At 55.4% G+C, this 23,057-nt stretch carries 21 protein-coding genes; 9 read left to right on the forward strand and 12 right to left on the reverse strand.

The features are described 5' to 3' along the window. Nucleotides 1-36 precede the first annotated feature (36 nt). Entirely contained in the window at nucleotides 37-1,320 is a 1,284-nt protein-coding gene (locus tag JQM66_RS08300; protein ID WP_235229413.1) for an O-acetylhomoserine aminocarboxypropyltransferase/cysteine synthase family protein, read from the forward strand. Between the two features lie 100 nt (nucleotides 1,321-1,420). Here the strand turns inward: JQM66_RS08300 and JQM66_RS08305 are convergent, their stop codons facing one another. Next, nucleotides 1,421-1,852, reverse strand: a complete 432-nt coding sequence (locus JQM66_RS08305; protein ID WP_235229414.1) for an RrF2 family transcriptional regulator — start codon at nucleotides 1,850-1,852, stop codon at nucleotides 1,421-1,423. 245 nt (nucleotides 1,853-2,097) lie between these two features. Between JQM66_RS08305 and cysK the strand changes: the two genes are divergently transcribed. From cysK to JQM66_RS08345, 7 genes are all read left to right on the forward strand, one after another. Beyond that, nucleotides 2,098-3,030 (forward strand): cysteine synthase A, encoded by a 933-nt coding sequence (gene cysK / locus JQM66_RS08310; protein ID WP_235229415.1) that lies wholly within the window; start codon nucleotides 2,098-2,100, stop codon nucleotides 3,028-3,030. A 571-nt stretch (nucleotides 3,031-3,601) separates the two neighbouring features. Then, nucleotides 3,602-4,210, forward strand: a complete 609-nt coding sequence (locus JQM66_RS12590) for a TetR/AcrR family transcriptional regulator (protein WP_268824372.1) — start codon at nucleotides 3,602-3,604, stop codon at nucleotides 4,208-4,210. 107 nt (nucleotides 4,211-4,317) lie between these two features. Next, nucleotides 4,318-4,812, forward strand: a complete 495-nt coding sequence (locus JQM66_RS08325) for a GNAT family N-acetyltransferase (RefSeq protein WP_235229416.1) — start codon at nucleotides 4,318-4,320, stop codon at nucleotides 4,810-4,812. Between the two features lie 47 nt (nucleotides 4,813-4,859). After that, nucleotides 4,860-5,348 carry a cysteine hydrolase family protein gene (locus JQM66_RS08330; protein WP_235229417.1) on the forward strand — a complete coding sequence of 163 codons (489 nt, stop codon included), beginning with the start codon at nucleotides 4,860-4,862 and terminating at the stop codon, nucleotides 5,346-5,348. Between the two features lie 127 nt (nucleotides 5,349-5,475). After that, nucleotides 5,476-5,628, forward strand: coding sequence for a hypothetical protein (locus tag JQM66_RS08335; protein WP_235229418.1), 153 nt, complete (start codon nucleotides 5,476-5,478; stop codon nucleotides 5,626-5,628). Between the two features lie 17 nt (nucleotides 5,629-5,645). After that, nucleotides 5,646-6,617, forward strand: a complete 972-nt coding sequence (locus JQM66_RS08340; protein WP_235229419.1) for a hypothetical protein — start codon at nucleotides 5,646-5,648, stop codon at nucleotides 6,615-6,617. An 8-nt stretch (nucleotides 6,618-6,625) separates the two neighbouring features. Further along, on the forward strand, nucleotides 6,626-7,297 hold the full coding sequence (locus JQM66_RS08345; protein ID WP_235229420.1) for an ABC transporter permease: 672 nt from the start codon (nucleotides 6,626-6,628) through the stop codon (nucleotides 7,295-7,297). A 1,319-nt stretch (nucleotides 7,298-8,616) separates the two neighbouring features. Here the strand turns inward: JQM66_RS08345 and tet(W) are convergent. From tet(W) to JQM66_RS08375, 6 genes are all read right to left on the reverse strand, one after another. Further along, a complete protein-coding gene (tet(W), locus tag JQM66_RS08350; RefSeq protein ID WP_235229421.1) occupies nucleotides 8,617-10,536 on the reverse strand; it encodes a tetracycline resistance ribosomal protection protein Tet(W) in 1,920 nt (639 codons plus the stop codon). A 507-nt stretch (nucleotides 10,537-11,043) separates the two neighbouring features. Next, nucleotides 11,044-12,387: a plasmid recombination protein gene (locus JQM66_RS08355; RefSeq protein ID WP_036376036.1), complete on the reverse strand. Its 1,344-nt coding sequence runs from the start codon at nucleotides 12,385-12,387 to the stop codon at nucleotides 11,044-11,046. A gap of 460 nt (nucleotides 12,388-12,847) precedes the next feature. Beyond that, nucleotides 12,848-14,002: a helicase RepA family protein gene (locus JQM66_RS08360; protein WP_052792089.1), complete on the reverse strand. Its 1,155-nt coding sequence runs from the start codon at nucleotides 14,000-14,002 to the stop codon at nucleotides 12,848-12,850. A gap of 7 nt (nucleotides 14,003-14,009) precedes the next feature. Continuing rightward, nucleotides 14,010-14,330, reverse strand: a complete 321-nt coding sequence (locus tag JQM66_RS08365; RefSeq protein WP_052792090.1) for a plasmid mobilization protein — start codon at nucleotides 14,328-14,330, stop codon at nucleotides 14,010-14,012. A 2-nt stretch (nucleotides 14,331-14,332) separates the two neighbouring features. After that, entirely contained in the window at nucleotides 14,333-15,409 is a 1,077-nt protein-coding gene (locus tag JQM66_RS08370) for a site-specific integrase (protein ID WP_052792091.1), read from the reverse strand. A 3-nt stretch (nucleotides 15,410-15,412) separates the two neighbouring features. Further along, nucleotides 15,413-15,613: a MerR family transcriptional regulator gene (locus JQM66_RS08375; RefSeq protein ID WP_052792092.1), complete on the reverse strand. Its 201-nt coding sequence runs from the start codon at nucleotides 15,611-15,613 to the stop codon at nucleotides 15,413-15,415. Nucleotides 15,614-15,804: 191 nt separating this feature from the next. Here JQM66_RS08375 and JQM66_RS08380 point away from each other — a divergent pair, with 191 nt between their 5' ends. Next, complete coding sequence (locus tag JQM66_RS08380) at nucleotides 15,805-16,338, forward strand: helix-turn-helix domain-containing protein (RefSeq protein WP_004221664.1); 534 nt, start codon at nucleotides 15,805-15,807, stop codon at nucleotides 16,336-16,338. 195 nt (nucleotides 16,339-16,533) lie between these two features. Here JQM66_RS08380 and guaA read toward each other — a convergent pair whose 3' ends face one another. The 5 genes from guaA to JQM66_RS08405 all read right to left on the reverse strand — a co-directional run bounded on the left by guaA (nucleotide 16,534) and on the right by JQM66_RS08405 (nucleotide 22,767). Further along, nucleotides 16,534-18,075, reverse strand: a complete 1,542-nt coding sequence (guaA, locus tag JQM66_RS08385; protein WP_235229422.1) for a glutamine-hydrolyzing GMP synthase — start codon at nucleotides 18,073-18,075, stop codon at nucleotides 16,534-16,536. Nucleotides 18,076-18,104: 29 nt separating this feature from the next. Continuing rightward, entirely contained in the window at nucleotides 18,105-18,776 is a 672-nt protein-coding gene (locus JQM66_RS08390) for a hypothetical protein (RefSeq protein WP_235229423.1), read from the reverse strand. 87 nt (nucleotides 18,777-18,863) lie between these two features. Next, complete coding sequence (locus JQM66_RS08395; protein ID WP_235229424.1) at nucleotides 18,864-19,442, reverse strand: xanthine phosphoribosyltransferase; 579 nt, start codon at nucleotides 19,440-19,442, stop codon at nucleotides 18,864-18,866. Nucleotides 19,443-19,648: 206 nt separating this feature from the next. After that, on the reverse strand, nucleotides 19,649-20,470 hold the full coding sequence (locus tag JQM66_RS08400) for an Mrp/NBP35 family ATP-binding protein (protein WP_235229425.1): 822 nt from the start codon (nucleotides 20,468-20,470) through the stop codon (nucleotides 19,649-19,651). Between the two features lie 65 nt (nucleotides 20,471-20,535). After that, the gene (locus tag JQM66_RS08405; protein ID WP_235229426.1) at nucleotides 20,536-22,767 is read right to left on the reverse strand and encodes an ATP-binding protein; all 2,232 of its coding nucleotides are present in this window, start codon (nucleotides 22,765-22,767) and stop codon (nucleotides 20,536-20,538) included. Nucleotides 22,768-23,057: the final 290 nt, after the last annotated feature.

Genomic DNA, 23,057 nt, shown 5'->3' on the forward strand with positions numbered 1-23,057 from the left:
TCCAAATTTAAATTCTATGATGAAAGAGGTATTACCATGAGTAACTATAAATTTGAAACGCTGCAGCTCCACGTCGGTCAGGAACAGCCCGATCCCGCCACCGATGCCCGTGCCGTGCCTATCTACCAGACCACTTCTTATGTGTTCCGCAACTCCGCCCATGCCGCCGCCCGGTTCGGCCTGGCGGACGCCGGCAACATCTACGGCCGTCTGACCAACTCCACCCAGGACGTGCTGGAAAAGCGCATCGCGGCCCTGGAGGGCGGCGTGGCGGCCCTGGCCCTGGCCTCCGGCGCGGCGGCCATCACCTACACCATTCAGGCCCTGGCTCAGGCCGGCGACCACATCGTGGCCCAGAAGACCATCTACGGCGGCAGCTACAACCTGCTGGCCCACACCCTGCCCCAGTTCGGCGTGACGACCACCTTTGTGAACGCCCATGACCTCGCCGAAGTGGAAAGCGCCATTCAGGACAACACCAAGGCCATCTATCTGGAGACTCTGGGCAACCCCAACAGCGACATCCCCGACATTGACGCCATCGCCGAAATCGCCCACAAGCACGGCCTGCCTCTGGTGATCGACAACACCTTCGGCACGCCCTACCTGATCCGGCCCATCGAGCACGGCGCCGACATCGTGGTCCACTCCGCCACCAAATTCATCGGCGGCCACGGCACCACCCTGGGCGGCATCATCGTGGACAGCGGAAAGTTTGACTGGAAGGCCAGCGGCAAGTACGCTCCCATCGCGGCCCCCAATCCCAGCTACCACGGCGTCTCCTTCGTGGATGCCGCCGGTCCCGCCGCCTTCGTCACCTACATCCGGGCCATCCTCCTGCGGGATACCGGCGCCACCATCTCCCCCTTCAACGCGTTCCTGCTGCTTCAGGGCGTGGAGACCCTGTCTCTGCGGCTGGACCGCCACGCGGAAAACACCAAAAAGGTGGTGGAGTATCTGGCGAATCATCCCCAGGTGGAACACGTCAACCACCCCAGCCTGCCCGACCATCCCGACCACGCGCTGTACGAGAAGTATTTTCCCAACGGCGGCGCGTCCATCTTCACCTTTGAAATCAAGGGAGGCCAGGCCGAGGCCCACAAGTTCATCGACAACCTGGAAATTTTCTCCCTGCTGGCCAACGTGGCGGATGTGAAGAGCCTGGTCATCCACCCCGCCACCACCACCCACTCCCAGCTCAGCCCTGAGGAGCTGCTGGATCAGGGCATCAAGCCCAACACCATCCGCCTCTCCATCGGCACCGAGCACATCGACGACATCGTCGCCGACCTGGAGAAGGGGTTTGCGGCGGTGCAGTAACGGCTTGCAACAGGGCAGGGAAGCGCTGTACAAGCATGCAGATCAAAAAAACACAAGCCGGTGAGGAAACACCCTCACCGGCTTGTGTGCTTATTTTCCATCAGATCACGTAAAAATCTCCCGAGGCATCCTTTTTCATCAGGTCCGCAATGGTGACGCGGCCCAAATAGTCACTGATGACCTTGTCCAGTCCCTGCCACAGGGAGAGAGTACGGCATTCTGCTGCCCGGGGACAGGCGGACGCGCCCGGTTCCAGGCAGGATACCGGCGCCAGGGAATCCTCCGTCAGCCGCAGGATATCGCCCACCGTATACTGCTCCGGTGTCCTGGTCAGCTGATAACCGCCGCCCTTGCCCCGCACACCGTTCAGCAGCTTCGCCTTCACCAGGAGCTTGATGATGCTCTCCAGATACTTTTCTGAAATTTCCTGCCGCTCCGCAATTACCTTCAGCGGAACAAATCCGTCTGTCTGGTGCTCTGCAAGATCTATCATGACCCGCAGCGCATAGCGGCCCTTTGTGGAAATCAGCATGTCAGATCCCTCCAAGCATTGATAAACCTATTATACAGCATGGTTAATAGGGAATCAACGGAAAAATTTTGAAAAGAACACTTGACAAATGAATGCACACAGTCTATAATCCTAATTAACCTACTTGAAAGGTTGGTATTATATGAGCTACAAATTGATGCACCTCCGATGTCACCGCAGTTTCTGATCACGACAGACCACATTCATTACGATCTATTCAAAACGACATGCAGGAGGAAATAATCATGAGTAAGATTTATACATCCGCCGACCAGCTGATTGGTAAGACCCCGCTGCTGGAACTGGTTCACATTGAGAAGGAAGAGGGCCTGGAGGCCAAGGTCCTGGCCAAGCTGGAGTATTTCAACCCCGCCGGCAGCGTGAAGGACCGCATCGCCAAGGCCATGATCGACGACGCCGAGGCCAAGGGCCTGCTGAAGCCCGGCTCCGTGATCATTGAGCCCACCTCCGGCAACACCGGCATCGGCCTGGCCTCCGTGGCCGCCGCCCGGGGCTACCGCATCATCATCGTGATGCCGGAGACTATGAGCGTGGAGCGCCGCCAGATCATGAAGGCCTACGGTGCGGAGCTGGTGCTCACCGAGGGTGCCAAGGGCATGAAGGGTGCCATTGCCAAGGCTGATGAGCTTGCCAAGGAGATTCCGGGCAGCTTCATTCCCGGCCAGTTTGTGAACCCCGCCAACCCCGCCGTCCACAGAGCCACCACTGGCCCAGAGATCTGGGAGGACACCGATGGCAAGGTGGATATCTTCGTGGCGGGCGTCGGCACCGGCGGTACCGTCACCGGCACCGGCGAGTATCTGAAGAGCCAGAATCCCAACGTGAAAGTGGTGGCCGTGGAGCCTGCCTCTTCTCCCGTGCTGAGCAAGGGCACCGCGGGCAGCCATAAAATCCAGGGCATCGGCGCGGGCTTTGTCCCCGATGTGCTGAACACCAGCGTCTACGACGAGATCATCGCCGTGGAGAACGACGATGCTTTCGCCGCCGGCAAGCTGATCGGCAAGAAGGAAGGCGTGCTGGTGGGCATCTCCTCCGGCGCCGCCGTGTGGGCCGCCATTGAGCTTGCCAAGCGGCCGGAGAACAAGGGCAAGACCATCGTGGCCCTGCTGCCCGATACCGGCGACCGCTATCTTTCCACCCCGCTGTTTGCGGACTGAAGACTGCACCTGCGCCGGGGGCGCAGACAACTCCACCATCCCTGGATGCATGATTCAATGAAAACCGCCTGTCCGCTGCATTGCAACGGACAGGCGGTTTCTTGCAATTATTTCCATTCGATGGTGAATATTTGGCTTCTACTATATATGGTGGATAATAGGCGGCTCTGCTTTCCGTATTTTGCGGCATTATCCCGATTATATTGTTTTTCGGCGACTTTTGTGGTCAAAATGCGGTCACGGTTCACCGGTAGAAAACTGTCCCTCACAGAAGTTTTTAAGCGGGGATATCAACGCTTGCGGTTCCCAGGAGATGTCCCGGCTCATGTTGCCGTAGTTGCGAGCAACCGGATTCCACTACGTTTATATTACATGGGTTCAGCTTCGTACTGTCAACGCCTTATCAACGCTGATCATATCATGCTTCTACAATTTATTGAAAGAAACATGGTTGCTTGCAGAATCCGTTATTTGCTATTGACTACCGAACGATAGGTAGCTATAATGATAATGAACGGTATTGCTATCACAGCAAACAGAATGTTTTCGTCGTGATGAAGGAGAATTCGTTATGGAGCGGGGAAATACAAAGCAGGAAATTCTGGACGCGGCGCTGGAGCTGTTCTCTGTGCAGGGGTTTGAAGCAACCTCTATTGCCCAGATCGCGGGTGCCGTCGGCATTCGGAAGGCATCGCTTTACAGTCATTTTGAAAATAAGCAGGCGATTTTGGATGAATTGGTGCAGGAAGTGCTGGAGCAGTATGAGGAGCATTCGCTTTTTGCAAGGGTGGATCAGGAGAAAGATGCCGGCAGCCTTCCCCGGACTGCCGATGGCGCTGTGCACATGATCCAGGGGCAGATCCGATATATCCTCCACGATCCTGCCATCAGCAGGGCGCGAAAAATGCTGGTCATTGAGCAGTTCCAGAATCCGGAACTGGCGAAGCTCCAGACCAAGCAGAATTATTCCGATGTGCTGCAATACTTCACCGGACTTGTGAAGCAGCTGATCCGGCGGGGAATGCTGGCAGAAGATGACCTGGAGATCATGGCGGCCCAGTTCTGCCTGCCCATTTCCGTGTGGATCAACCTCTGCGACCGGGAACCGGATCGTGAACAGGAGGTCATGGAACTGGTGGAGCGGCATATCCGGCAGTTTTTCCGGGTGTATGGAAAGTAAAGCGCTTTTACTCAAGAATCATTGAGGAAATAGGGAAGAAAACCAATGAGATTAGACGGATATGGATTATTTGTCAAAGACATGCCGGGAGCTGTGAGGGCTGAATTTTGGAAATCAGATACGTTGCTTCCGTGGATGATCCTTTGAAAATCGGCAAGGTATATGAAGAAAGCTGGAAATATGCCTATCGGCGCATCATCCCTCAGGATTACCTTGACTCGATTCCGGCGGGGCGGTGGACTTCCTTTATCGATCATCTGGATTGGAAGACGCTGGTTTGCGTGGAGGATGGCAGAATTGTTGGGACAAGCTGCTTTTACTTTTCCCGCTTTGAACAGTTTCCCGGATGGGGTGAAGTGATTTCCTTATATCTGCTGCCGGAGTATATGGGAAAAGGCTATGGAAAGCGCCTTTTGGAAACCGCTGTCACAGAGCTGCGGAAGCTGGGATATGCGGATATTTTCCTGTGGGTGCTAGAAGAAAACCGCAGAGCAAGGCGTTTTTACGAACGATTTGGGTTCTTGCCGACCGGCGATTTCCTGGAGACTGCAATTGGCGGTAAGGCTTTGCGGGAAGTCCAATATATCTATGGAGTGCGCTGAATTCCGGTTTTTGCACCGGGGAAATTGGAATTTTTAGGAGGAGTATTATGAACAACAAAGCCTTGGTCGTGATCGACCTCCAGAATGATATTACAAAAAACTATAAAGAGATCATTGGGACTACCAATCAAGCGATTGATTGGGCGGTTGCAAGCCATATGGATATTGTCTACATTCAGCATAACAATCTATCCGCCGGAACGAGAACATTTAAGCCTGGTACTCGCGGTGCCGGGTTTGTTCCGGAACTGAAAATCGTATCAGATCACATTTTCGTCAAAACAAAGAGCAATGCTCTAACAAGTGAAGAATTTGCCGCCTTTATCCGGGCACACAACATCACCGAGTTTTTTATTGCCGGAGCAGATGCTACAGCTTGTGTAAAATCCACCTGCTACAATATGACCAAAGCGGGATATACTGTTCATGCTTTGCCTGACTGCATCACAAGCTATGATAAAAAGAAACTCCCTGAAATGATGGAATATTATGCAAGTAAGGGCTGCACCGTCGATAGACTCAGTGAAGTTATGTAAGAGTTTCAGACCGACAAATTCCTGCTTTCAGAGCAACGCGGCTGTGTCCGCTTGGGCATGGCCGCTTCCGTTTCAAAATATGAGCTACCGAACGATAGGTAGTACTTGGCAAAAGGGGAGACCTCGTATGAATGAAGTGAAAAAAACAGCATGGATCGATGAGGAGAACAAGATCGTGTCGTTTCATGCGATCGATAACGGAGAAATGGTCATGAAAACAGAAAACCTGTTCTGGGAGTTTCTGTTCGGATTGACAAGCGCCGGATACCGGGTCATGTGAAGGGAGACCGTTTTGATATGAAAAGAATCATCGCAATGCTTCTGACAGTGATTCTCTGCCTGTGTTTGGCAGGGTGCGGAAAAACACCGGAATCCGAACAGAGTCCGCAGGAAACCCATACGGAGACGACCGACACAGAAGAGGAGAAGCCGCAGAGCGGCAGCGCCTCCCCCAGCGGGAACACAGCGGGACAGCCGGAAGAACCTGCGCGGCAGAGCATGGAACTGGTTGGGCCGTGGCATCTGGACAGCGAAAAGAATGACCTCGCCGCGTTTGCGGATTCCCTGGACCGGTTCCCCGGCTATGGAGAGTGGGGCGCCAGTATGGAGATCCGAAGCAATGGTCAAATGGGCTGGTACATCGGCGCGGAGAGCTGGCATGGGACATATACCGTAGAGGATGGGGTGATCCATGCGCAGCTGACCTCTGATCTGGAGCAGTCCACACAGAACTGGGACTTCCGCATCACGGAGGAAAACGGTGCGGCAATACTGGAGATGGACGATCAGGACATGACCATCTACTGGGCTTACGGAGACCGGGAGGATGTTCCGGCCATGGGCGTGCCCTCGAAGGTGTATGTGGACCGTCAGGGAACGGATGAGATATACAGCAGCCTGACCATGGAGCAGAGCGATACCGGTTATGTGGTGGAAATGGAGATCTACCGCCTGGACTATTTCCGGGGGACTGCAGTGGACGAGGATGGCATGCTTGTTTACACAGATGACTTGGTGGATATGAAGGGCACTACCGGAGCCCTGAACCAGAGTGCGGCACAGGAAGTGATGGCGGAATTCATCCGGCTGAACCGGGAGGGCACCACTATTCTGATGGTGACCCACGACAGCAAGGTAGCCGCCAGATGCGGCAGAATTTTGTATCTTCTGGACGGCTGTATCAAAGGAGAATTCTCTCCGGCCGGCGCGGTGGGCGAAAGAGAGCGGGAAGTCACCGTCAGCCGGTGGCTTGCGGAAATGGGCTGGTGAGAGATCATATGAAGAAACACAGCCATGAAATGAAGTGTTCGACTTTGTTTCTGCTGCTGCTGATGTCCGCAATAGTTGCATTGGGAGTTGACCAGTACGACTCTAAATTGATTTTTGGGGCGGATATGGTATTCTATTTAGAAATGAGGGGGTGGCGCGATGCGGAAGCGGCGGCAGAGGACTATCTTGCCCGGCTCTCCGGTTCCGCCGCTTCCTCTTTGGTGTATGAGAGCAAAGCTGCCCAACGTGCCCATTTCCGGGAATTCCAGATGACCTTTGCCATTCTGGGCGTACTGCTGTGCGCCATCATCGGCGTTGTGGGCGTACTCAATTTCTTCAACGCCGCGATGCCCTCTATCCTGTCCCGACGGCGGGAATTTGTTGTGCTGCAGGCAGTGGGACAGACCCAGCGGCAGCTCAAAGCCATGCTGGTATGGGAGGGCCTGCTGTATACGCTGGGGTCCGGGCTGATATCCGGGCTGCTGTCCGCCTCCGCCAATCCTCTGGTGGGCCGACTTCTGGAAAGCGCCTATTGGTTCTATAGCTGCCGCTATACCATCACCCCTGTCCTGCTCATCGTCCCCGTGTTTGCCCTGCTGGGCTATGCGATTCCTGCCGTCATGTACCGTCAGGCGGCCAGGCAAAGCGTGGTGGAGCGGTTTCGGGAGGCGGAGGCATGAAATCAGTTTGCCTTTTGCGTTTTTTTGTAGACAGAGTTTCTTCCTCCGTTATAAATCTCAGATAGAGTGAGTCCTTCTGGGTGGTTCATCCTGAATCTTCCCTGGGTTCAGCAAAAGCGCAGCTCCCCCTTGGCGGAGAGCTGCGCTTTTGCAAATGCCTTTTGGTGAAATGCGGACCTCTTACAACCAAGAAGCCCACCGAAATTTTAGGTGTGTAGCTCTTATAGTAACCCCTAAAGAAGAGTTACCACGGTTGGAGAATATAGTTGAAACCTACTGCAAGGCACATAGAGAGAACGCAAACAGAATTGAAATAAAGTGCATGGCAGAGGAATCCTTATAAAACAAAAAGAACTAACTGACTTCATCAAAATCAGTTAGCTCTTTTTTGACGAATAGTGAAAAAATGTTGCCAAATCGTTGCCACGGAGAGGCTCATACTAAAACCTGATAAAAAGGTTTATAAGATTTTTATAGTGCAAAGCACGTCAGGTTTTTATGAGACGGTGTGGCGCACGGAAGGTGCGACACAAGCGTGCGTAGCACGCGGGATTTCAAGTGAAACTTTTTAATTTGAAATCAGTATCAGACGGTCAAAAGTCCCTGATTTTCAAGGGCATCCGGTCTCTCTGAAATTATTGTGGTTGTGCTTTTAATTTTGGGCTGTTTCTCCCGAAAATTTTGTCCTTCTTGAACTACACCCGATGCAAATCCAGAGCCTCAAAAAGACGTCCTTTCCCTCGCCATCCCCTCACGTCCTCCTCACGCCCATTCGCCCCTGCGGGGGAGCAAAACATCGTGAACGCCTCTCTGATTTCTCATTCGAAATTGATTCGAACTTACCCCGAAGCCCTTGAAAACACTGGACTTTTTGCCGATGCAAAGCCAGAGGGCACATAGGACGTGCGTTTGGGCTGGGGGGAAAGCCAGAGGAAAATTTGAGAGGTCGAAATCTGAATCAGCTCAAAAAAAGAAACCCAAGCAGCTCAGTGATGAACTACTTGGGTTTTGGTTTTGATTTGATTATAATGGTCCAAAATCATGGGTAAAAAGGCCCAAAATTTTTGGAACGAAGACATTTACTCCCATTCGCAAAATGAAACTTAATTCTAAACGCTTTTGTTTGGGAGATTTGATATCATTTGATTTTTCCTGATACCTATTATCCTTATCCTATGGGCTTGCCGAACTTTTGCTATCATTTGGCTATCAAGGAAATGGCTATCAACGGTAAAATTAGATTGGTTTCTCTGGTGGTTTACAACTACATTTTACCACGAAAGACAGGGAAATGCAATAACCTTCCTCGCTGTGGTGTATCAAGTGATCTTACTGAACATATGGCGCACCTTGTCCAGGCGGCTGTTTGGACGGCGGGGCTGGATGACCGGCTGGCCGACAGCGGCCTGATACCCTTTTAGCTCTGTAAGGCATACGCTCTGCCCGTTGGTGTAAAAGGCCAGATCAGTACGGTATGCCTGTATACAGCGGGCGGGAATCTCGCCAGTAAAGACAACTTCATCCTTTTTTACCTGGGCCGTTTCGATGGTGGCACAGTATTTCGGTGCATCATGATAAGCCCTGGAAAGGTATTCCTGGGGCGCATAGAGGGTGAAGGAGAGATAAGGTTCCAGCAGCTGCGTCCCCGATTCCTTCAATGCCTGTTCCAATACAATCGGGGCCAATGAGCGGAAGTCCGCCGGCGTGCTGACTGGACTGTAATAAAGCCCGTATTCAAAGCAAATCTTACAGTCCGTTACGTTCCAGCCGAACAAGCCCTGCTCCAGCCCGTAACGGATACCATCCCTGACAGCGTTTTGAAAACTCTGGTTCAAGTATCCCAGCGAAACCCGGCTCTCGTATTGTACGCCGGAGCCAAGCGGGAGTGGTGTAACAGACAGTCCGATAGATGCCCAAAACGGGTTGGGCGGCACCTCGATATGGATGGTGTGGCTGGCTGCTTTGAGCGGCCGCTCCATATAAATGACGGTGGGTTCCTTTACCACTGTTTCAATCTTGTATTTTTCCGACAGCAAAGCGGAAACGACCTCCAACTGCACCCGGCCCAAAAAAGAAAGAATGATCTCATGGGTGATGGAATCCACTTCGCAGCGCAAAAGCGGGTCAGTATCCGCAAGTTGCGTAAGAGCGTCCAGCAGCCGTTCTCTTTGCGCTGCCGTTTTCGGCGCAATCGTCGTCCGCAGCATGGGGAGGGGGGCCTCGCGCCACCTTTTACGAGGGAGCCGGGTGTTGTCCCCCAATACGTCGTTTAATCCCACGCTGTCGCTGGGAAGAATGACAATTTCGCCCTTGTGGGCGGTGTCTGTCCGAACAATCTCCCCTTTGGATGGAATACGCATCTCTGTGATTTTCAGCTTTTCTCTCCCGGCCAGAGCCACCGTATCCCGCAGGCGCAGCGTTCCGCTGTATAGCCGCAAATAGATGAGCCGCTGGCCACAATCTGTATACTCCACCTTGAAAACGCTGCCGCATAGGGCGTCGCTCCCCTGTTCCCCAATCGGTTGGAACAGCCCTGTCACCGCATCCATCAACGGTTGAATGCCAAGGCCCTTTTTGGCGCTGCCATGATAGACCGGGAACAGGGAGGCGTCTTGAACCCGCCGCTGTTCCTCCTGCGCAAGTTCTTCCCGGCTGATTGGTTCTCCTGCGATATACTTTTCCAATAATTCATCGTTATTTTCGATGACCGCATCCCATGCTTCTATGTCGGTATTTTCCTCCAGGACTATTTCCGGGGACAGCGACACCGTCTGCTTGATGATAATATCGGCGGAGAGCTTATCCCGAACAGACTGATACACGCCCTGCAAATCAACGCCAGCCTGGTCGATCTTATTGATAAAGATAACGGTGGGAATGTCCATTTTCCGCAGGGCATGGAACAGAACACGGGTCTGGGCCTGCACACCATCTTTAGCGGAGATCACCAAGATGGCCCCATCTAAAACAGCCAAAGAGCGGTACACCTCCGCCAAAAAATCCATGTGGCCGGGCGTATCCACAATGTTGACTTTACATCTGTGCCACTGGAAGGAAGTGACTGCCGCTTGAATGGTAATCCCACGCTGCCGCTCCAAAAGCATGGTGTCCGTCCTCGTTGTCCCTTTTTCGACGCTCCCCGGTTCTGAAATGGCTCCGCTGGCATATAGCAGGCTCTCCGTCAAGGTTGTCTTTCCAGCGTCTACATGGGCAAGAATCCCGATATTGATAATGTTCATGTCTATCCTCCATACAAGGCCCAAATGGGCGCAAAAATCCCCAGCGGCTAATACTTTTACCGCTGGGGATCATGACTTCGGACAAACAGAAGTATGACGGCTTACATGAGCCGCTGTCCGTCACGATATTTACTAAAAAGGCAAAAGTATTCTTAAATTGGGTACAAAAACTAAGCCCCTGCAAGGGGCAATCATTTTTGCGCCCATTATCAAATTTTATTTAAGAATACCTTGCCGCATATTTGGTAGACTCCTCAAATCAGGATAATAGCAGTATATCATAGTACACTCTAAAATGCAAGAAGTTTTTACCCGCTGTCCCAAATAAATCAGGAGGGCATTCACCGGGACACCCTCCGATTTGGGGCCTCATGCGCAAATAATTTCTGTGTCCACGATTTCCGCCGCACACGCCCGAATATTGTTAGTCCCTCTGCAACTCATACCACAGACCGTTGCCCTCGTCAAAGATGTACTTTTCCATGAAATTACCTCCATTTTTTGTGATTATCGTGCGCCTACCCTTATTTTTGACCTTGCACCCCATTTCTGCTCCTTTTCGACCTGTTCCTGCTGGTAAGCTGCCTCCAGTATCCTGTCCGCCTGTTCCGGGCCAATGGCCCGTCTGACCCGCTCATAGTCCCTGACTTGCCCTTTCAAGCCGTCCCTCTCGGCACAAACCTCATAAATCCTGGCTGACAGGGAGCCGTTCTTACTGACCTCACGATCATAGGCGCTCTGCAACCGCTCAAACTTGCTCTTGAGGTCGAAGTAGGCCCGGTAGACGGAGCGCAGCACCTTGACGATCTTCTCCCAAAGGGGCTTGGCCTTTTTCTCCCGGTAGGACTTGGCCGATTCCAGCGGCCCCGCCTCCGGCAGCGTCCGCTCCGGGTCGTCGGAGAAGTCCGCCGCCAGTTTCTCCATGCCCTTGAGCAAGGGCGCTACATCGTCCAGCTTAGCCCTGGCCTGGGCCGCTTTCTTCTCAGCTGATGCTGCCTCCTTATTCTTTTTGTCGGCCTCAACCTGGGCCAGCGCCGACACCTCTTGAAGCTGTGCAAGCCGTTCCTGCTCACGCTCCGTCTTGAACTGCGTAACAGTCAAATGTTCTTCGGAACTACCACGTTCCCCACGCTCTACATCGTCATAGCCAGCGGAGCGCATATGCTCAAAGAAATCATCTTGCAGGACACTGTACGACTTTCGTAGAACGGGTTTGCCCTTAGCTGTGCGTAACGGCTCCCCGGTAGTTTCGTCCAGAATGGGCTTGGACGCCCACTTCTTGCTCATGCTCACCTGCATGATCGTTTCCTTGACCTTGCCCACCAGGGACTTGTCCTTGCACCGCTTTGTCCAGCGTATCTCCTTCTCCACTACCGGGATATAAACCACATGGAGGTGGTAGTGGTACACGTCCTCCCCCAGCGCCTCGGACATGGCCCGGTTGCGCTCGTCAGCGTGCATGACCGCCGACAAAATATACTGCTCTCCGCCCACGATTTTGATTGCGGCTTTATAGGCTTCGGTGTAAAATTGTTTTGCGAAGTCATACCCGCCGTGATTGTAGAAGTAAGCGGAGTTTACATCAAAGACCAACTCACCGTATCGAAAGGCATCCTCCTTGATGCCACGGGTGGAGATCACGCCGTCGGCCTCCATTTGAGCAAACATCTCCCGATACCCGGCAGACGGGGTTTTGAAATGGACATTGAGCGGCGTCCGCTCCAGTACAATGTCCTGATTGACATAGGAATCCTTCTCACGCTCGTTGTGCTGCTGGGTGTTACCGATCTTGGTTTCGGTCAGCCTCATATTTCTTGCGTTGGTACGGTCAATACCGTCGCCTCTCGCCATAGGCAAAAATCCTCCCATTTCAGATGTTTGGTTGTTGAAAATGGACGGGGGTTCGGGGAAGGCACTTCCTGCGGGAAGTGTAATAACCCACTATGACACTTTCGCCCCGTTGGTGCGAAAGTGCCGTGGGCTCTCCGAGGGGGTGCGGGGGCTTTGCCCCCGGCAACTGCGGTTGCCTCCCCCAGCAGGGCCGCCCTTTGAAAAGGGCGCCCTGCACCCCGCCTAAACTTTTCCACTCGCCGTTGGGCAGGTGGAAAGGCACAGCCTTTCCACCACCCGGCAAGTGTCCTCCGTGGGCCAAATATCAAGGGGTTCGGGTTGTATTGCCTTGCGGCAATCTCCACCCACAGGTATGCCCCCTTGACATTTGACCCCGCTCCCCGTGACAGCCGTGACGACCGTGACGATGTTTTGGACACCGCCCCCGCTCTCAAAAAAGCCGTCACAGCCGTCACGGTCGTCACGCTTGGGGAGGATCCAGGGTCAGGCTGATACTTCTCCCGGCGTGGGTGCGGGTGTTCTCATAGCGGATATGATAGTCCGTTGCCAGTTTCCCGGCCCGGACGTTCAGCCGCATCGCCAGGGCATTGGGCTTCATATCCACTTGCAGGGCTGCCGCCAACTCCGTGGCCGTACCGCCCCAGGACGGCCTCTCCGCCGTGATAAAGGCGGCTACGGCCTCCAGCACCGGGTCGGGGGGTTCTACCCACAACTCCGTTTCCATCCGCTCCAGTGTCCATGTCAGGTGTTCCTTGTCCTTAATGAGATAGAGCCGCTGGTCTTGCTGGTCACGTCCTACCACATCCAAGGTGGCGGTGCCGTCCGTCCGCTTCTCCTTCTGAAGAAGAAAGGCCCCGTCTGCTGCCCCCGACAGGCCGTTGGTGCCGGAGATCATATCAAACTTGTCGTCGGCCTGCTGCTTCCGAGTGTGATGTACCAGTAGGAGGCAGACGCCGCAAGCGTCAGCAAGGCGTTTCAGCTTTCCTACCACCTCATAATCGTTGGCGTAGCTGTACTTATCCCCGCCAGCCTCCCGAATCTTCTGAAGGGTGTCAATGATAATCAGTTTGGTGTCTGGGTGTTCCTGCACGAATCGCTTTAGCTGTTCCTCCAGCCCGTTGCCGACCTGCTTTGCGCAGATGGAAAAGAGGAGGTCGTTGGTGCCGTCCATGCCGAACATCCGGTAAAGCCGCTCCTGCAAGCGACGGTGATCGTCCTCCAGCGCCAGATAGAGGACAGTCCCCTTGTGAACGGGATAGTCCCACAGGGGGAGGCCCATGCTGACGTGGTAGGCAAGCTGGGCCATCAGAAACGACTTGCCTACCTTGGGCGCTCCCGCAAAGAGGTACGTCCCCGGATAGAGCAGACCGTCAATGACGGGCGGTCTGCTCTGATAGACGTTCTCGTACAACTCGTTCATGGAAATCGTGGGGAGATACGCCGGGTCGTTCATGCGCTGCATTTTCCGCAGCAGTTCCGCATAATTTTTTTCAGGGGGATTGTTTTCTGTCGTTTCCTCTGTTATACTTGCGGTAGGTGTTTGTGAAATGGGCTGTTCCCCGTCTGCGCCAACAGACGGAACCGGGACAGTCCTTTTCGTTTCTCTGGAATCCATCAATCTATCAATCCTCCTTCATGCCGCCCATGATAGCGGCGATCATCTGAATGGTGTCCAGCAGTTCATCGTCCACGCCAGCCCCGTCCTCGGCCCGCCGCAGTTCGTCCAGAACGGCGGCAAGCTGGTCACGCAGGGCTTTGTAGACCTTGGGATTACCCTGTACCACTACGTCCCGGCACAGGAGGCGTCTTGTGATGTAGTCCTGCTTTGTCAGGCCGGAGAGCCGCACAGCGGCCTCGATCTGTTCATCTTCCTCCGGGGACACCCGGAAGGCCACGGTCTTGTTCCTCCAGCGATTTTTGTTGTCTCGGTTTTTCAGTGACATGGTTACGTTCCCATCCTTTCAAAGTCCAGTTTGTCCGCCATCTCCGTCTGCCTTGTAGGAAACAGATGGGCGTAGCGGTAGGTGATATCGATACTCTCATGCCCCACCCGGTCAGCGATTGCCAGGGCGGTGAAGCCCATATCAATCAGCAGGGAAATGTGTGAATGTCGGAGGTCGTGAATTCTGATCCGCTTCACTCCCGCCGCTTTCGCACCTCTGTCCATTTCATGGTGGAGATAGTGCTTGCTGACAGGGAAAATCCGTTCATTTGCCCCGGTGCTGTAAAACATCTTTAAGTAGTCCTCCATCTCTCCACAGAGGAATTTGGGCATCTTAATGACACGGTTGCTCTTTTTCGTCTTAGGAGTGGTAATCACGTCCTTGCCCTTGAGCCGCTGATAGGATTTGCTGATGGACACTGTACCCGCCTCAAAGTCGAAGTCTGTTGGGGTGAGGGCCAGCAGTTCCCCCTCCCGGATACCGCACCAGTAGAGCATTTCAAAGGCATAGTAGGAGAGGGGCTTGTCCATCATGGCGTCGGCAAATTTCAGATACTCTTCCTTCGTCCAGAACAGCATTTCACGCCGTTCCTCCACCCCCATGTTCCCGGCCTTGGCCGCAGGATTGACCTGGAGGCCGTAGTAGCGGACAGCATGGTTAAAGAGGGCACTTAACTGATTGTGGACGGTTTTGAGATAGGTAGGGGAATAGGGTTTTCCCTTGGCGTCCGTTAACCCTCGGATCGCGTTCTGCCAGTCCATCACGTCCTTGGCGGTGATTTCCGACAATTTCCGTTTTCCAAAATACGGCAGGATTTTCTTCTGGATGATGCTTTCTTTTGTCAGCCAGGTGTTCAGTTTCAGCTTGGGCTTCATATCCTTCTCATAGAGCTGGGCGAAGCTCTCAAAGGTCATGTTCACATCGGCCTGCTTTTGCATCAGAAACTCCCGTTCCCACGCCTGGGCCTCTTTCTTGGTGGCAAAGCCACGCTTTAACTTCTGCTGGCGCTCTCCTTTCCAGTCCGTATAGCGGAATTGGACGTACCAAGTGCCGTTGGCCTTGTTCTTAAACGCCGCCATAGGTTAATCACTCCTTTCGCTCTGGCTTCTTGTGCCATAAAATTTTTCGTGGAAGAATTTGCGGTCGATGCGGCCTGAAATGGTAATACAGCCCGTCTTTTTCAACTCCGCATTCATAGAACGAATCAGCTTATAGGCATAGGGGACAGAAACCCCTAATTCCTCCGCTACCTCGTCCACCCGCATGAACATGGTGCTTGCCATTGTGCGCTCACCTCCTTTCATGGCCCCAGAACTAAGCCTTTATGCTTAACCTATTATAACTAAGCAAATTTGCTTTGTCAAGTGGCTTGCGGAATAATTTTTAACTTTTTTGTTTAAGATACTCTTGACTGTTACTAAGCGAATATGTTATACTACTTTCGACAGAAACCACCAGATAGGAGTTGGCATTTATGGCAATAGGAGAGCGCATCCATTTTTTCCGCACCCTCCGGGGTATGACACAGAAGTATCTTGGTATGGCGGTGGGCTTTCCAGAGCGTTCCGCCGATGTTCGTCTGGCACAGTACGAAACAGGCACCCGGACGCCGAAGGCCGACTTGACCGCTGCCCTGGCGCATACATTAGATGTATCGCCCCAGGCGTTGAGCGTCCCGGACATAGACAACTACATAGGTTTGGCCCATACGCTGTTCGCCTTGGAGGATGTTTACAGTCTGAAAGTGGTAGAGGCGGATGGACGTGCCTGCCTGCAAGCAGATATTTTTCAGGGAGGCCGTCAAGCCAGTGAGCTGAACAAAATCTTGATTGCGTGGCGGGAACAGGCGGCGAAGTTGGAGGCCGGGGAGATCACCAAGGAGGACTATGACCGCTGGCGCTACAACTACCCGAAGTACGACACCACCCAGCGGTGGGCCAAAGTCCCCTCGAAGGAATTAAGCGATGCTCTGATAAAAGGATTGAAGAAACAGAGAAAAGACAAATAACAAAAAAGGTCTTGCCGACTGGTGAAAGTCAGCAAGACCTTTTTCTTAGGATATGGAGGATTTACCCGCAAGCCACCCGTTATACGGGAGTGAACAAAGTAAATCCGGTTTTGGTATCTGCTATCAATTTGCTATCAAATGCCCCGTTTCCGCTTTAAGACCCCAGTGTTTTCAAGGCTTTGCGGGTTTTGTCAGTTATTCCCATTCGATGGTGGCGGGGGGTTTGCTGGTGATGTCGTAGACGATGCGGTTGATGCCCTTTACCTCGTTGACGATGCGGGTGGAAATCTTGTCCAGTACGTCATAGGGGATGCGGGCCCAATCTGCGGTCATGAAGTCCGCGGTGGTGACGGCCCGGAGGGCCAGGGTGTAATCGTAGGTCCGGCCGTCGCCCATGACGCCCACAGAGCGGGTGTTGGTCAGGACGGCGAAATACTGGTTCAGGTTCTGATCCTCACCGGCCTTGGCGATCTCGTCCCGGAAGATAAAATCGGCTTCCCGCAGGGTGTCCAGCTTCTCCTTGGTCAGGTCGCCGATGACCCGGATGGCAAGGCCCGGACCGGGGAAGGGCTGGCGGGTGACCAGATACTCGGGCAGGCCCAGCTCCCGGCCCAGCTGGCGGACTTCATCCTTGAACAGCAGCCGCAAGGGCTCGATGATCTCCTTGAAGTCCACATAGTCCGGCAAGCCGCCCACGTTGTGGTGGCTCTTGATGACGGCGGCGTCGCCGGCACCGGATTCGATCACGTCGGGATAGATGGTGCCCTGGGCCAGGAAGTCCACGGCGCCGATCTTCTTGGCCTCTTCTTCAAAGACCCGGATGAATTCCTCGCCGATGATCTTCCGCTTGCGCTCCGGCTCGTCCACACCGGCCAGCTTCAGCAGGAACCGGGTCTCGGCGTTCACCCGGACGAAGTTGATATCCCACTTGGCAAAGGCGGCCTCCACCTCGTCGCCCTCGTTCAGGCGCATGAGGCCGTGGTCCACGAACACGCAGGTCAGCTGACGGCCAACGGCTTCAGCCAGCAGAGCGGCGACAACGGAGGAGTCCACGCCTCCGCTGAGGGCCAGAAGAACTTTACCGCTGCCCACCTTTTCCCGAACGGCGGCGATGGCGGTCTTCTTGTAGTCCTCCATGGTCCAGTCGCCCACGGCACCGCAGACCTCGTAGAGGAAGTTGCGGATCATTTTGATGCCGTTTTCCGTGTGGTTGACCTCGGGATGGTACTGGACACCGTAGAAGCCACGGGCTTCGTCAGCAATGGCCACGTTGGGGCAGGCGTCGGAGTGGGCTGTCAGAGCAAAGCCCTCGGGCACCTTGGCCATATAGTCGCCGTGGCTCATCCAGGAGATGCCCTCAGCGGGCAGGCCCTTGAAGAGCTTGCAGGCGGTGTCGTAGTAGGTGACGGTCTTGCCGTATTCCCGGGCGGAGTCGTCCTGAGCCTCGGTGACCTGGCCGCCCAGGGTGTGAGCCATGAGCTGGCAGCCGTAGCAGATGCCCAGGATTGGCACGCCCCAGGTGAAGATCTCCGGGTCCACGTGGGGAGAACTCTCCAGATAGACGGAGTTGGGACCGCCGGTGAAGATGATACCGATGGGGTCCATGGCTTTCAACTCGGCCAGGGGAGTGGTGTAGGGTTTGACCTCGCAATACACATTGCATTCACGGACACGGCGGGCGATCAGCTGGTTGTACTGGCCGCCGAAGTCCAGTACGATGACAGTTTGATGGGACAAACGGGGTCCCTCCTTTTGAAAAGAATAACTTATTGGACCTCTGAACCGCCCCACTCCACCACGGTGAAACCGCCGCGGGAGAAGGCGGGCAGATCCTGGGGCGGAATTTCCGCGGGGGATCCTAGCGGCTTCCAGGCCATGAATACCCGCAGCAGGCTGTCCGGCTCCGGGCTGACGCTCAGATGAGCGTGATCCGTGTAGGAATTGGCCTGGAAAGAGATCAGATTGTAGGGATACTGCTCCATCCGGGGGAGCCAGTAGATGATGAACTCGTTGGCTTCCCGGCGGTTCAGGCCCAGGCGGGCCAGCGCGTCCTCCAGAAAGGCGGCGGTTTCGCCGCCGGGGATGCAGAAGCCTTGGGAGAAGTCAAACTCTGCGTCAGACAGACCTTCCCAGTAGAGATAGTTGTAGGTCTGGCCGTGCTCGTCTCTCAACGTGCCGCCGGGCTGGGCGGTGACGGTCCAGCCGTCGTTGTAGGCCGGATAGGTGCAGGTCAGGTTGCCGTCAAGACCCAGACGGACTGTGACCTTCATCTCTTCCTCGGGGTAGAGGTAGATGACGGGCTTGGCCAAAGTCAGACCAGGATCATTGTCTTCTTCGCGGTGATTGGAATGAGAAAGGGGCCTGGTGATGAGCAGACAGGCCAGGACGAGCAGTAAAAGAAGAAGGAGGGGCGTGAAAAAGGATAGCTTCTTTTTCATAGGGTACGCCTCCTTTTTTGGCGCGATGGATGGATATGGCCGCCTGCCTTTACAGATTCAGACAAAAGGCGACGGTTGGCCCTAAACTCAGACCTCGTCCCGGAAGACGATGTTGCCGGGCTCAGCGGACTCGATGATGGCCAGGGATTTCAGGTTGACCCCGGCGGCCCGCAGACGGTCACCACCGCCCTGGAAGCCCTTCTCCACGGCGCAGCCGATACCCACCAGGGTGGCGCCGGCAGCGGTGACGATGTCGCACAGGCCCCGCATGGCCTCGCCGTTGGCCATGAAGTCGTCGATGATGAGGACCTTGTCGTCGGCGCTCATCCACTCCTTGCTGACCAGCAGGGTGACCTTTTTCTTATAGGTGTAGGAGAAGATATCGCTCTGATACAGGCCGCCCTCGATGTTGTCGCTCTTGGCCTTCTTGGCGAAGATCATGGGCTTGTGGAAGTGCTGGGCCACGATGGCGGACAGGGCGATGCCGCTGGCCTCGGCGGTGAGGATCATGGTGACCTCATCCATGTTGAAGTGTTTGCCGAATTCCTCGGCGATATGGTCCATCAGCTCCGTGTCGATGCGGTGGTTCAGGAAGCCGTCCACCTTGATGATGTTGCCGGGCAGGACCTTGCCCTCTTTCCGGATGCGTTCCTTCAGTTCCTGCATTGGTTGGTTCCCCCTGTTTCTTTGTTTTTTCTATTCTTCCAATAAACAATCAAAATAATTTGCTTTCCTATTATCTCGAATTATGCGGTTTTTTGCAACTGTTTTTCCACACAAAAACAGAGAAAATGGACAGAATGACTTCGTACAAAAGACGCTAAGACGCGAAAGCCGCACCGTGTGGAGACACGGCGCGGCTTTTCTGAAATTTACTTGCTTTCCAGCCGGTCGGCGGCACCGTCCAGCCAGCTGCCCTGGAAGGCTTCGATATTGCCCGCGTCGGTGAGAGACGCCAGGGCCGGGTCGATGGGCATTTCTGCCAGGACGGTCAGGCCGTGGCGTGCGGCGGCTTCGGCAGTCTTGCCCTCGCCGAAGAGGTGGAGCTTCTTGCCGCAGTCGGGGCAGGAAACGTAGCTCATGTTCTCCACCAGGCCCACGATGGGGACCTCCATCATCTCGGCCATCTTGACGGCCTTCTCTACCACCATGCTGACCAGCTCCTGGGGAGAGGCCACAATGATGATGCCATCCAGGGGAATGGACTGGAACACGCTGAGGGACACGTCGCCGGTTCCGGGAGGCATATCCACGAACAGGTAGTCACAGTTCCACAGCACATCCGTCCAGAACTGCTGGACCACGCCGGAGATGACGGGGCCGCGCCAGATGACGGGGTCCGTCTCGTTGGGCAGCAGCAGGTTGGTGGACATGATCTGGATGCCGGTGCGGGACTCCATGGGATAGAGACCGTCCTCACTGCCCATGGCCTGACCGTGAACGCCGAAGGCCTTGGGAATGGAGGGACCGGTGACGTCGGCATCCAGGACGCCCACGGCGTAGCCCCGGCGGCGCATGGTGACGGCCAGCTGGCTGGTGACCATGGATTTGCCCACGCCGCCCTTGCCGGACACGATGCCGTAGACCTTGCCCACCCGGGCGTTGGGATTATGCTCCTTCAGCAGGGACTGGGGCTCCTGCCGCTCCCCGCAGCTCTCGCCGCAGGTGGAGCAATTATGGGTGCATTCGCTCATAATTGATATCTCCTTTTCGCTTTCGCGTATATTACATTGTATAGACCGGGAAGTATCTTATACCTTTATGCCGTTTCCGTCAACCTCTGGACGGAAACTTCACTGTCACCGGCAAAGAATCCGGCCTCCCGGCTGTGGCAGGTGAACAGCAGGATCTGGCGGCGCCTGCCCTCCTCCTTCAGCCAGCGGAGAGCGGCGGCGCAGCGGTCATCGTCAAAATTGGCCAGGGCGTCATCCAGAATGATGGGAGCGGCCTGATCCGGGGGCAGCACCAGGTCACAGATGGCCAGACGAGTGGCCAGATACAGCTGGTCGGCAGTGCCTGCGGACAGCAGGGCAGCGTCCCGGTAGACACCGTCGCCCGTGGGCTCGGCGGAGATGCGGAAGGACCGGTCCAGGACCACGCCGCTGTACCTCTGCCCGGTCAGCTCGCTGAAGATCTCAGCTGCCCGTTGGCCCAGGGCGGGGGAGAAGCGGTTCTGCAGGGTGGTGTTGGCGTTTTCCAGGGCTGCCATAGCCATCTGGATGGAATCGTATTCGCCCTCCAGAGCGGTGATCTGCTCCCGCAGATGCTGGGCGGAGGACTGCAGCACGGCGGGATCGCCCTTGGCGTGAAGCTGTCCTGACAGGCGGTCCGCGGCGGAGCGGGCGGAGGCCAGGCTTGCCCGGATCTGCGCCAGTTCTCCGGTGACAGCTTCCCGGCTCCGGGCCGGAGGCGTCAGCTCTGTATCGTCGCCGCTTTCGGCAGCGGGCGTTTGCTGGGCCAGCAGCTCATAGCGCAGCCGGGCCTTCTGGGCGGCGGCTTCAGCCTCGGCCAGGGCCTTTCGCCGCGTCGCGCACTCCCGCAGGAGACTGTCGGCAGTCGAAGCATCAAAGGCGGAGGGGGCAAAACGGCGAATCTCCAGCAGGATGCCCTGCTCATTGGAGGAGAGGGTGTTGTACAGGGCCTCTGCCGTGGCGGAGCGCTTGTCAGCTTCGGCGCGGGCGGCTTCGGCGGAATGGTAAAGGGTGGTATAGGCGGTCAGATCCGTTTGACGCTGCTGGCGGGCTTCAGCGGCCAACGCCTCCCAACGGACCTGCTTCCGTCCGGTAAACAGCCCTAATGCCAGAATCGAAACACCCAGCAGACCGCAGGCGGCGCCGATGGACAGGGGAAGATTTTTCAGAGTGAGGTACAGGACCGTCCCCAGAGCAGCGGCGCAGAGGGTCAGCAGAAGGAGGGCCCACAGGGGGAGTCGGGGCTTTGGTGACAGATCCAGAGGGGATTTCTCCGCCTGCTCCGGGGTCAGACCGGTGAAGGGGCTTTCGTTGACGGCGGCTTCGGCCCGCAGCAGGGCCTTGGCGGCCTCATCCCGCTCCGCCCGGGCCTTGTCCACGGCTTTGCGGGTGGTCTCCAGATTGACGATGGCGCCCCGCAGACGGCCGATGGTCTCATTTTCGGGGACCCGGTCCTCCTCCAGTCGTTGCCGCAGGGCGGCGACCCGCTGCTCTGCCTGTTGAGCGGCATCACGGGCCTGGGCAAGGGTCTGCCGCTGTAAAGCGGCTTCCCAGCGGTCCAGACGGACAAGCTCCTCCGAGAGGGCAGCTTCCCGATGGGCGAAGGCCTCTGCCTGGGCACGGGCATCTGTCAGCTGGCGGGCAAGGATCTCCGCCTCCGCGATCTGTCGTTCTGTATCCTGCAGCTCCGTTTCCAGAACGGGCAGCTGGCCGGTTTTGTTGTGCCGGCGGCGGTTCAGCTGTTTTTTTAATGTATCAGCGGCCTCGGAATAGGAGGTGTCCTCCTCACCGGAGGTGATGAGGGAGGCGATGCGGCGCTCCAACCCGGCGTCCTGACTGATGGGCAGGCCGGCCTGACGAATGAAGGCGCTGCGCTCGTAGACCTCCCGGCTGACGCCCAGCAGCGTCTCGCCGCAGGTGGTGCCGGTCAACTCCGGAACGTGGTCGCCGGTGCCGCTGTAAACAGCCTGGAATTCTCCCATGGGAGATGTCTGGCGGCGGGTGGTCCGGGTGAGCGTCAGCTCCCGGCCATCAGCCAGGCAGTCCAGTCGGCCGCTCATGGTACTGCCGGACCAGGGAGCGTAACGAATCTTATCAGGAATAAAGCCGGCCCGCTCCCGCTCCCGGCTGTTGACGCCGTAGAACATGGAGAGAAGGAAAGCGCACCAGGTGGATTTTCCGGTTTCGTTTGGGGCTTGTAAGATATTCAGGCCGTCGTTCAGCTCCAGCATTTCACCCCGGAGCTTCCCGAAGGAGGCGGTCATGCGGCGGATCAGCAGAAGAATCACTCCCAGATACATATTTTAATAACTTGCGATACATTATAACACGTAAGAACCGGTTTGCACAGGTTGTTTTCTGTTTTGCACATAGGTAGTACTGAAATAAGCGGGGCTGATAGTCGATATTCGAAAAACAGAAAAAACCTTGGAAAAGGTGTTGACATTTGTCGAAGCATTTGGTATTCTAACAAAGCTGTCGCTGAGGTGAAGGCCGCGGCGGGCTGCTGAAAAGAGATTGAAAAACCTCGAAAAAAGCAGTTGACAAACAGCGAGGGATATGTTATCCTAAAAAAGTTGCTGCTGAGCAA

The organism is Oscillibacter valericigenes (genome assembly GCF_021531915.1).
In the GTDB taxonomy this organism is placed as follows: domain Bacteria; phylum Bacillota; class Clostridia; order Oscillospirales; family Oscillospiraceae; genus Oscillibacter; species Oscillibacter valericigenes_A.

Bases quoted from the DNA above. Each gene is read 5' to 3' on its own strand.
- JQM66_RS08340 (WP_235229419.1), top strand. From the start codon at position 5,646: ATGAAAAGAATCATCGCAATGCTTCTGACAGTGATTCTCTGCCTGTGT.
- JQM66_RS08400 (WP_235229425.1), bottom strand. From the start codon at position 20,470: ATGAGCGAATGCACCCATAATTGCTCCACCTGCGGCGAGAGCTGCGGG.
- JQM66_RS08305 (WP_235229414.1), bottom strand. From the start codon at position 1,852: ATGCTGATTTCCACAAAGGGCCGCTATGCGCTGCGGGTCATGATAGAT.
- JQM66_RS12590 (WP_268824372.1), top strand. From the start codon at position 3,602: ATGGAGCGGGGAAATACAAAGCAGGAAATTCTGGACGCGGCGCTGGAG.
- JQM66_RS08330 (WP_235229417.1), top strand. From the start codon at position 4,860: ATGAACAACAAAGCCTTGGTCGTGATCGACCTCCAGAATGATATTACA.
- JQM66_RS08395 (WP_235229424.1), bottom strand. From the start codon at position 19,442: ATGCAGGAACTGAAGGAACGCATCCGGAAAGAGGGCAAGGTCCTGCCC.
- JQM66_RS08380 (WP_004221664.1), top strand. From the start codon at position 15,805: ATGGCAATAGGAGAGCGCATCCATTTTTTCCGCACCCTCCGGGGTATG.
- JQM66_RS08355 (WP_036376036.1), bottom strand. From the start codon at position 12,387: ATGGCGAGAGGCGACGGTATTGACCGTACCAACGCAAGAAATATGAGG.
- JQM66_RS08365 (WP_052792090.1), bottom strand. From the start codon at position 14,330: ATGTCACTGAAAAACCGAGACAACAAAAATCGCTGGAGGAACAAGACC.
- JQM66_RS08370 (WP_052792091.1), bottom strand. From the start codon at position 15,409: ATGGCGGCGTTTAAGAACAAGGCCAACGGCACTTGGTACGTCCAATTC.
- JQM66_RS08335 (WP_235229418.1), top strand. From the start codon at position 5,476: ATGAATGAAGTGAAAAAAACAGCATGGATCGATGAGGAGAACAAGATC.
- JQM66_RS08390 (WP_235229423.1), bottom strand. From the start codon at position 18,776: ATGAAAAAGAAGCTATCCTTTTTCACGCCCCTCCTTCTTCTTTTACTG.
- JQM66_RS08345 (WP_235229420.1), top strand. From the start codon at position 6,626: ATGAAGAAACACAGCCATGAAATGAAGTGTTCGACTTTGTTTCTGCTG.
- JQM66_RS08405 (WP_235229426.1), bottom strand. From the start codon at position 22,767: ATGTATCTGGGAGTGATTCTTCTGCTGATCCGCCGCATGACCGCCTCC.
- JQM66_RS08360 (WP_052792089.1), bottom strand. From the start codon at position 14,002: ATGGATTCCAGAGAAACGAAAAGGACTGTCCCGGTTCCGTCTGTTGGC.
- cysK (WP_235229415.1), top strand. From the start codon at position 2,098: ATGAGTAAGATTTATACATCCGCCGACCAGCTGATTGGTAAGACCCCG.
- JQM66_RS08300 (WP_235229413.1), top strand. From the start codon at position 37: ATGAGTAACTATAAATTTGAAACGCTGCAGCTCCACGTCGGTCAGGAA.
- JQM66_RS08375 (WP_052792092.1), bottom strand. From the start codon at position 15,613: ATGGCAAGCACCATGTTCATGCGGGTGGACGAGGTAGCGGAGGAATTA.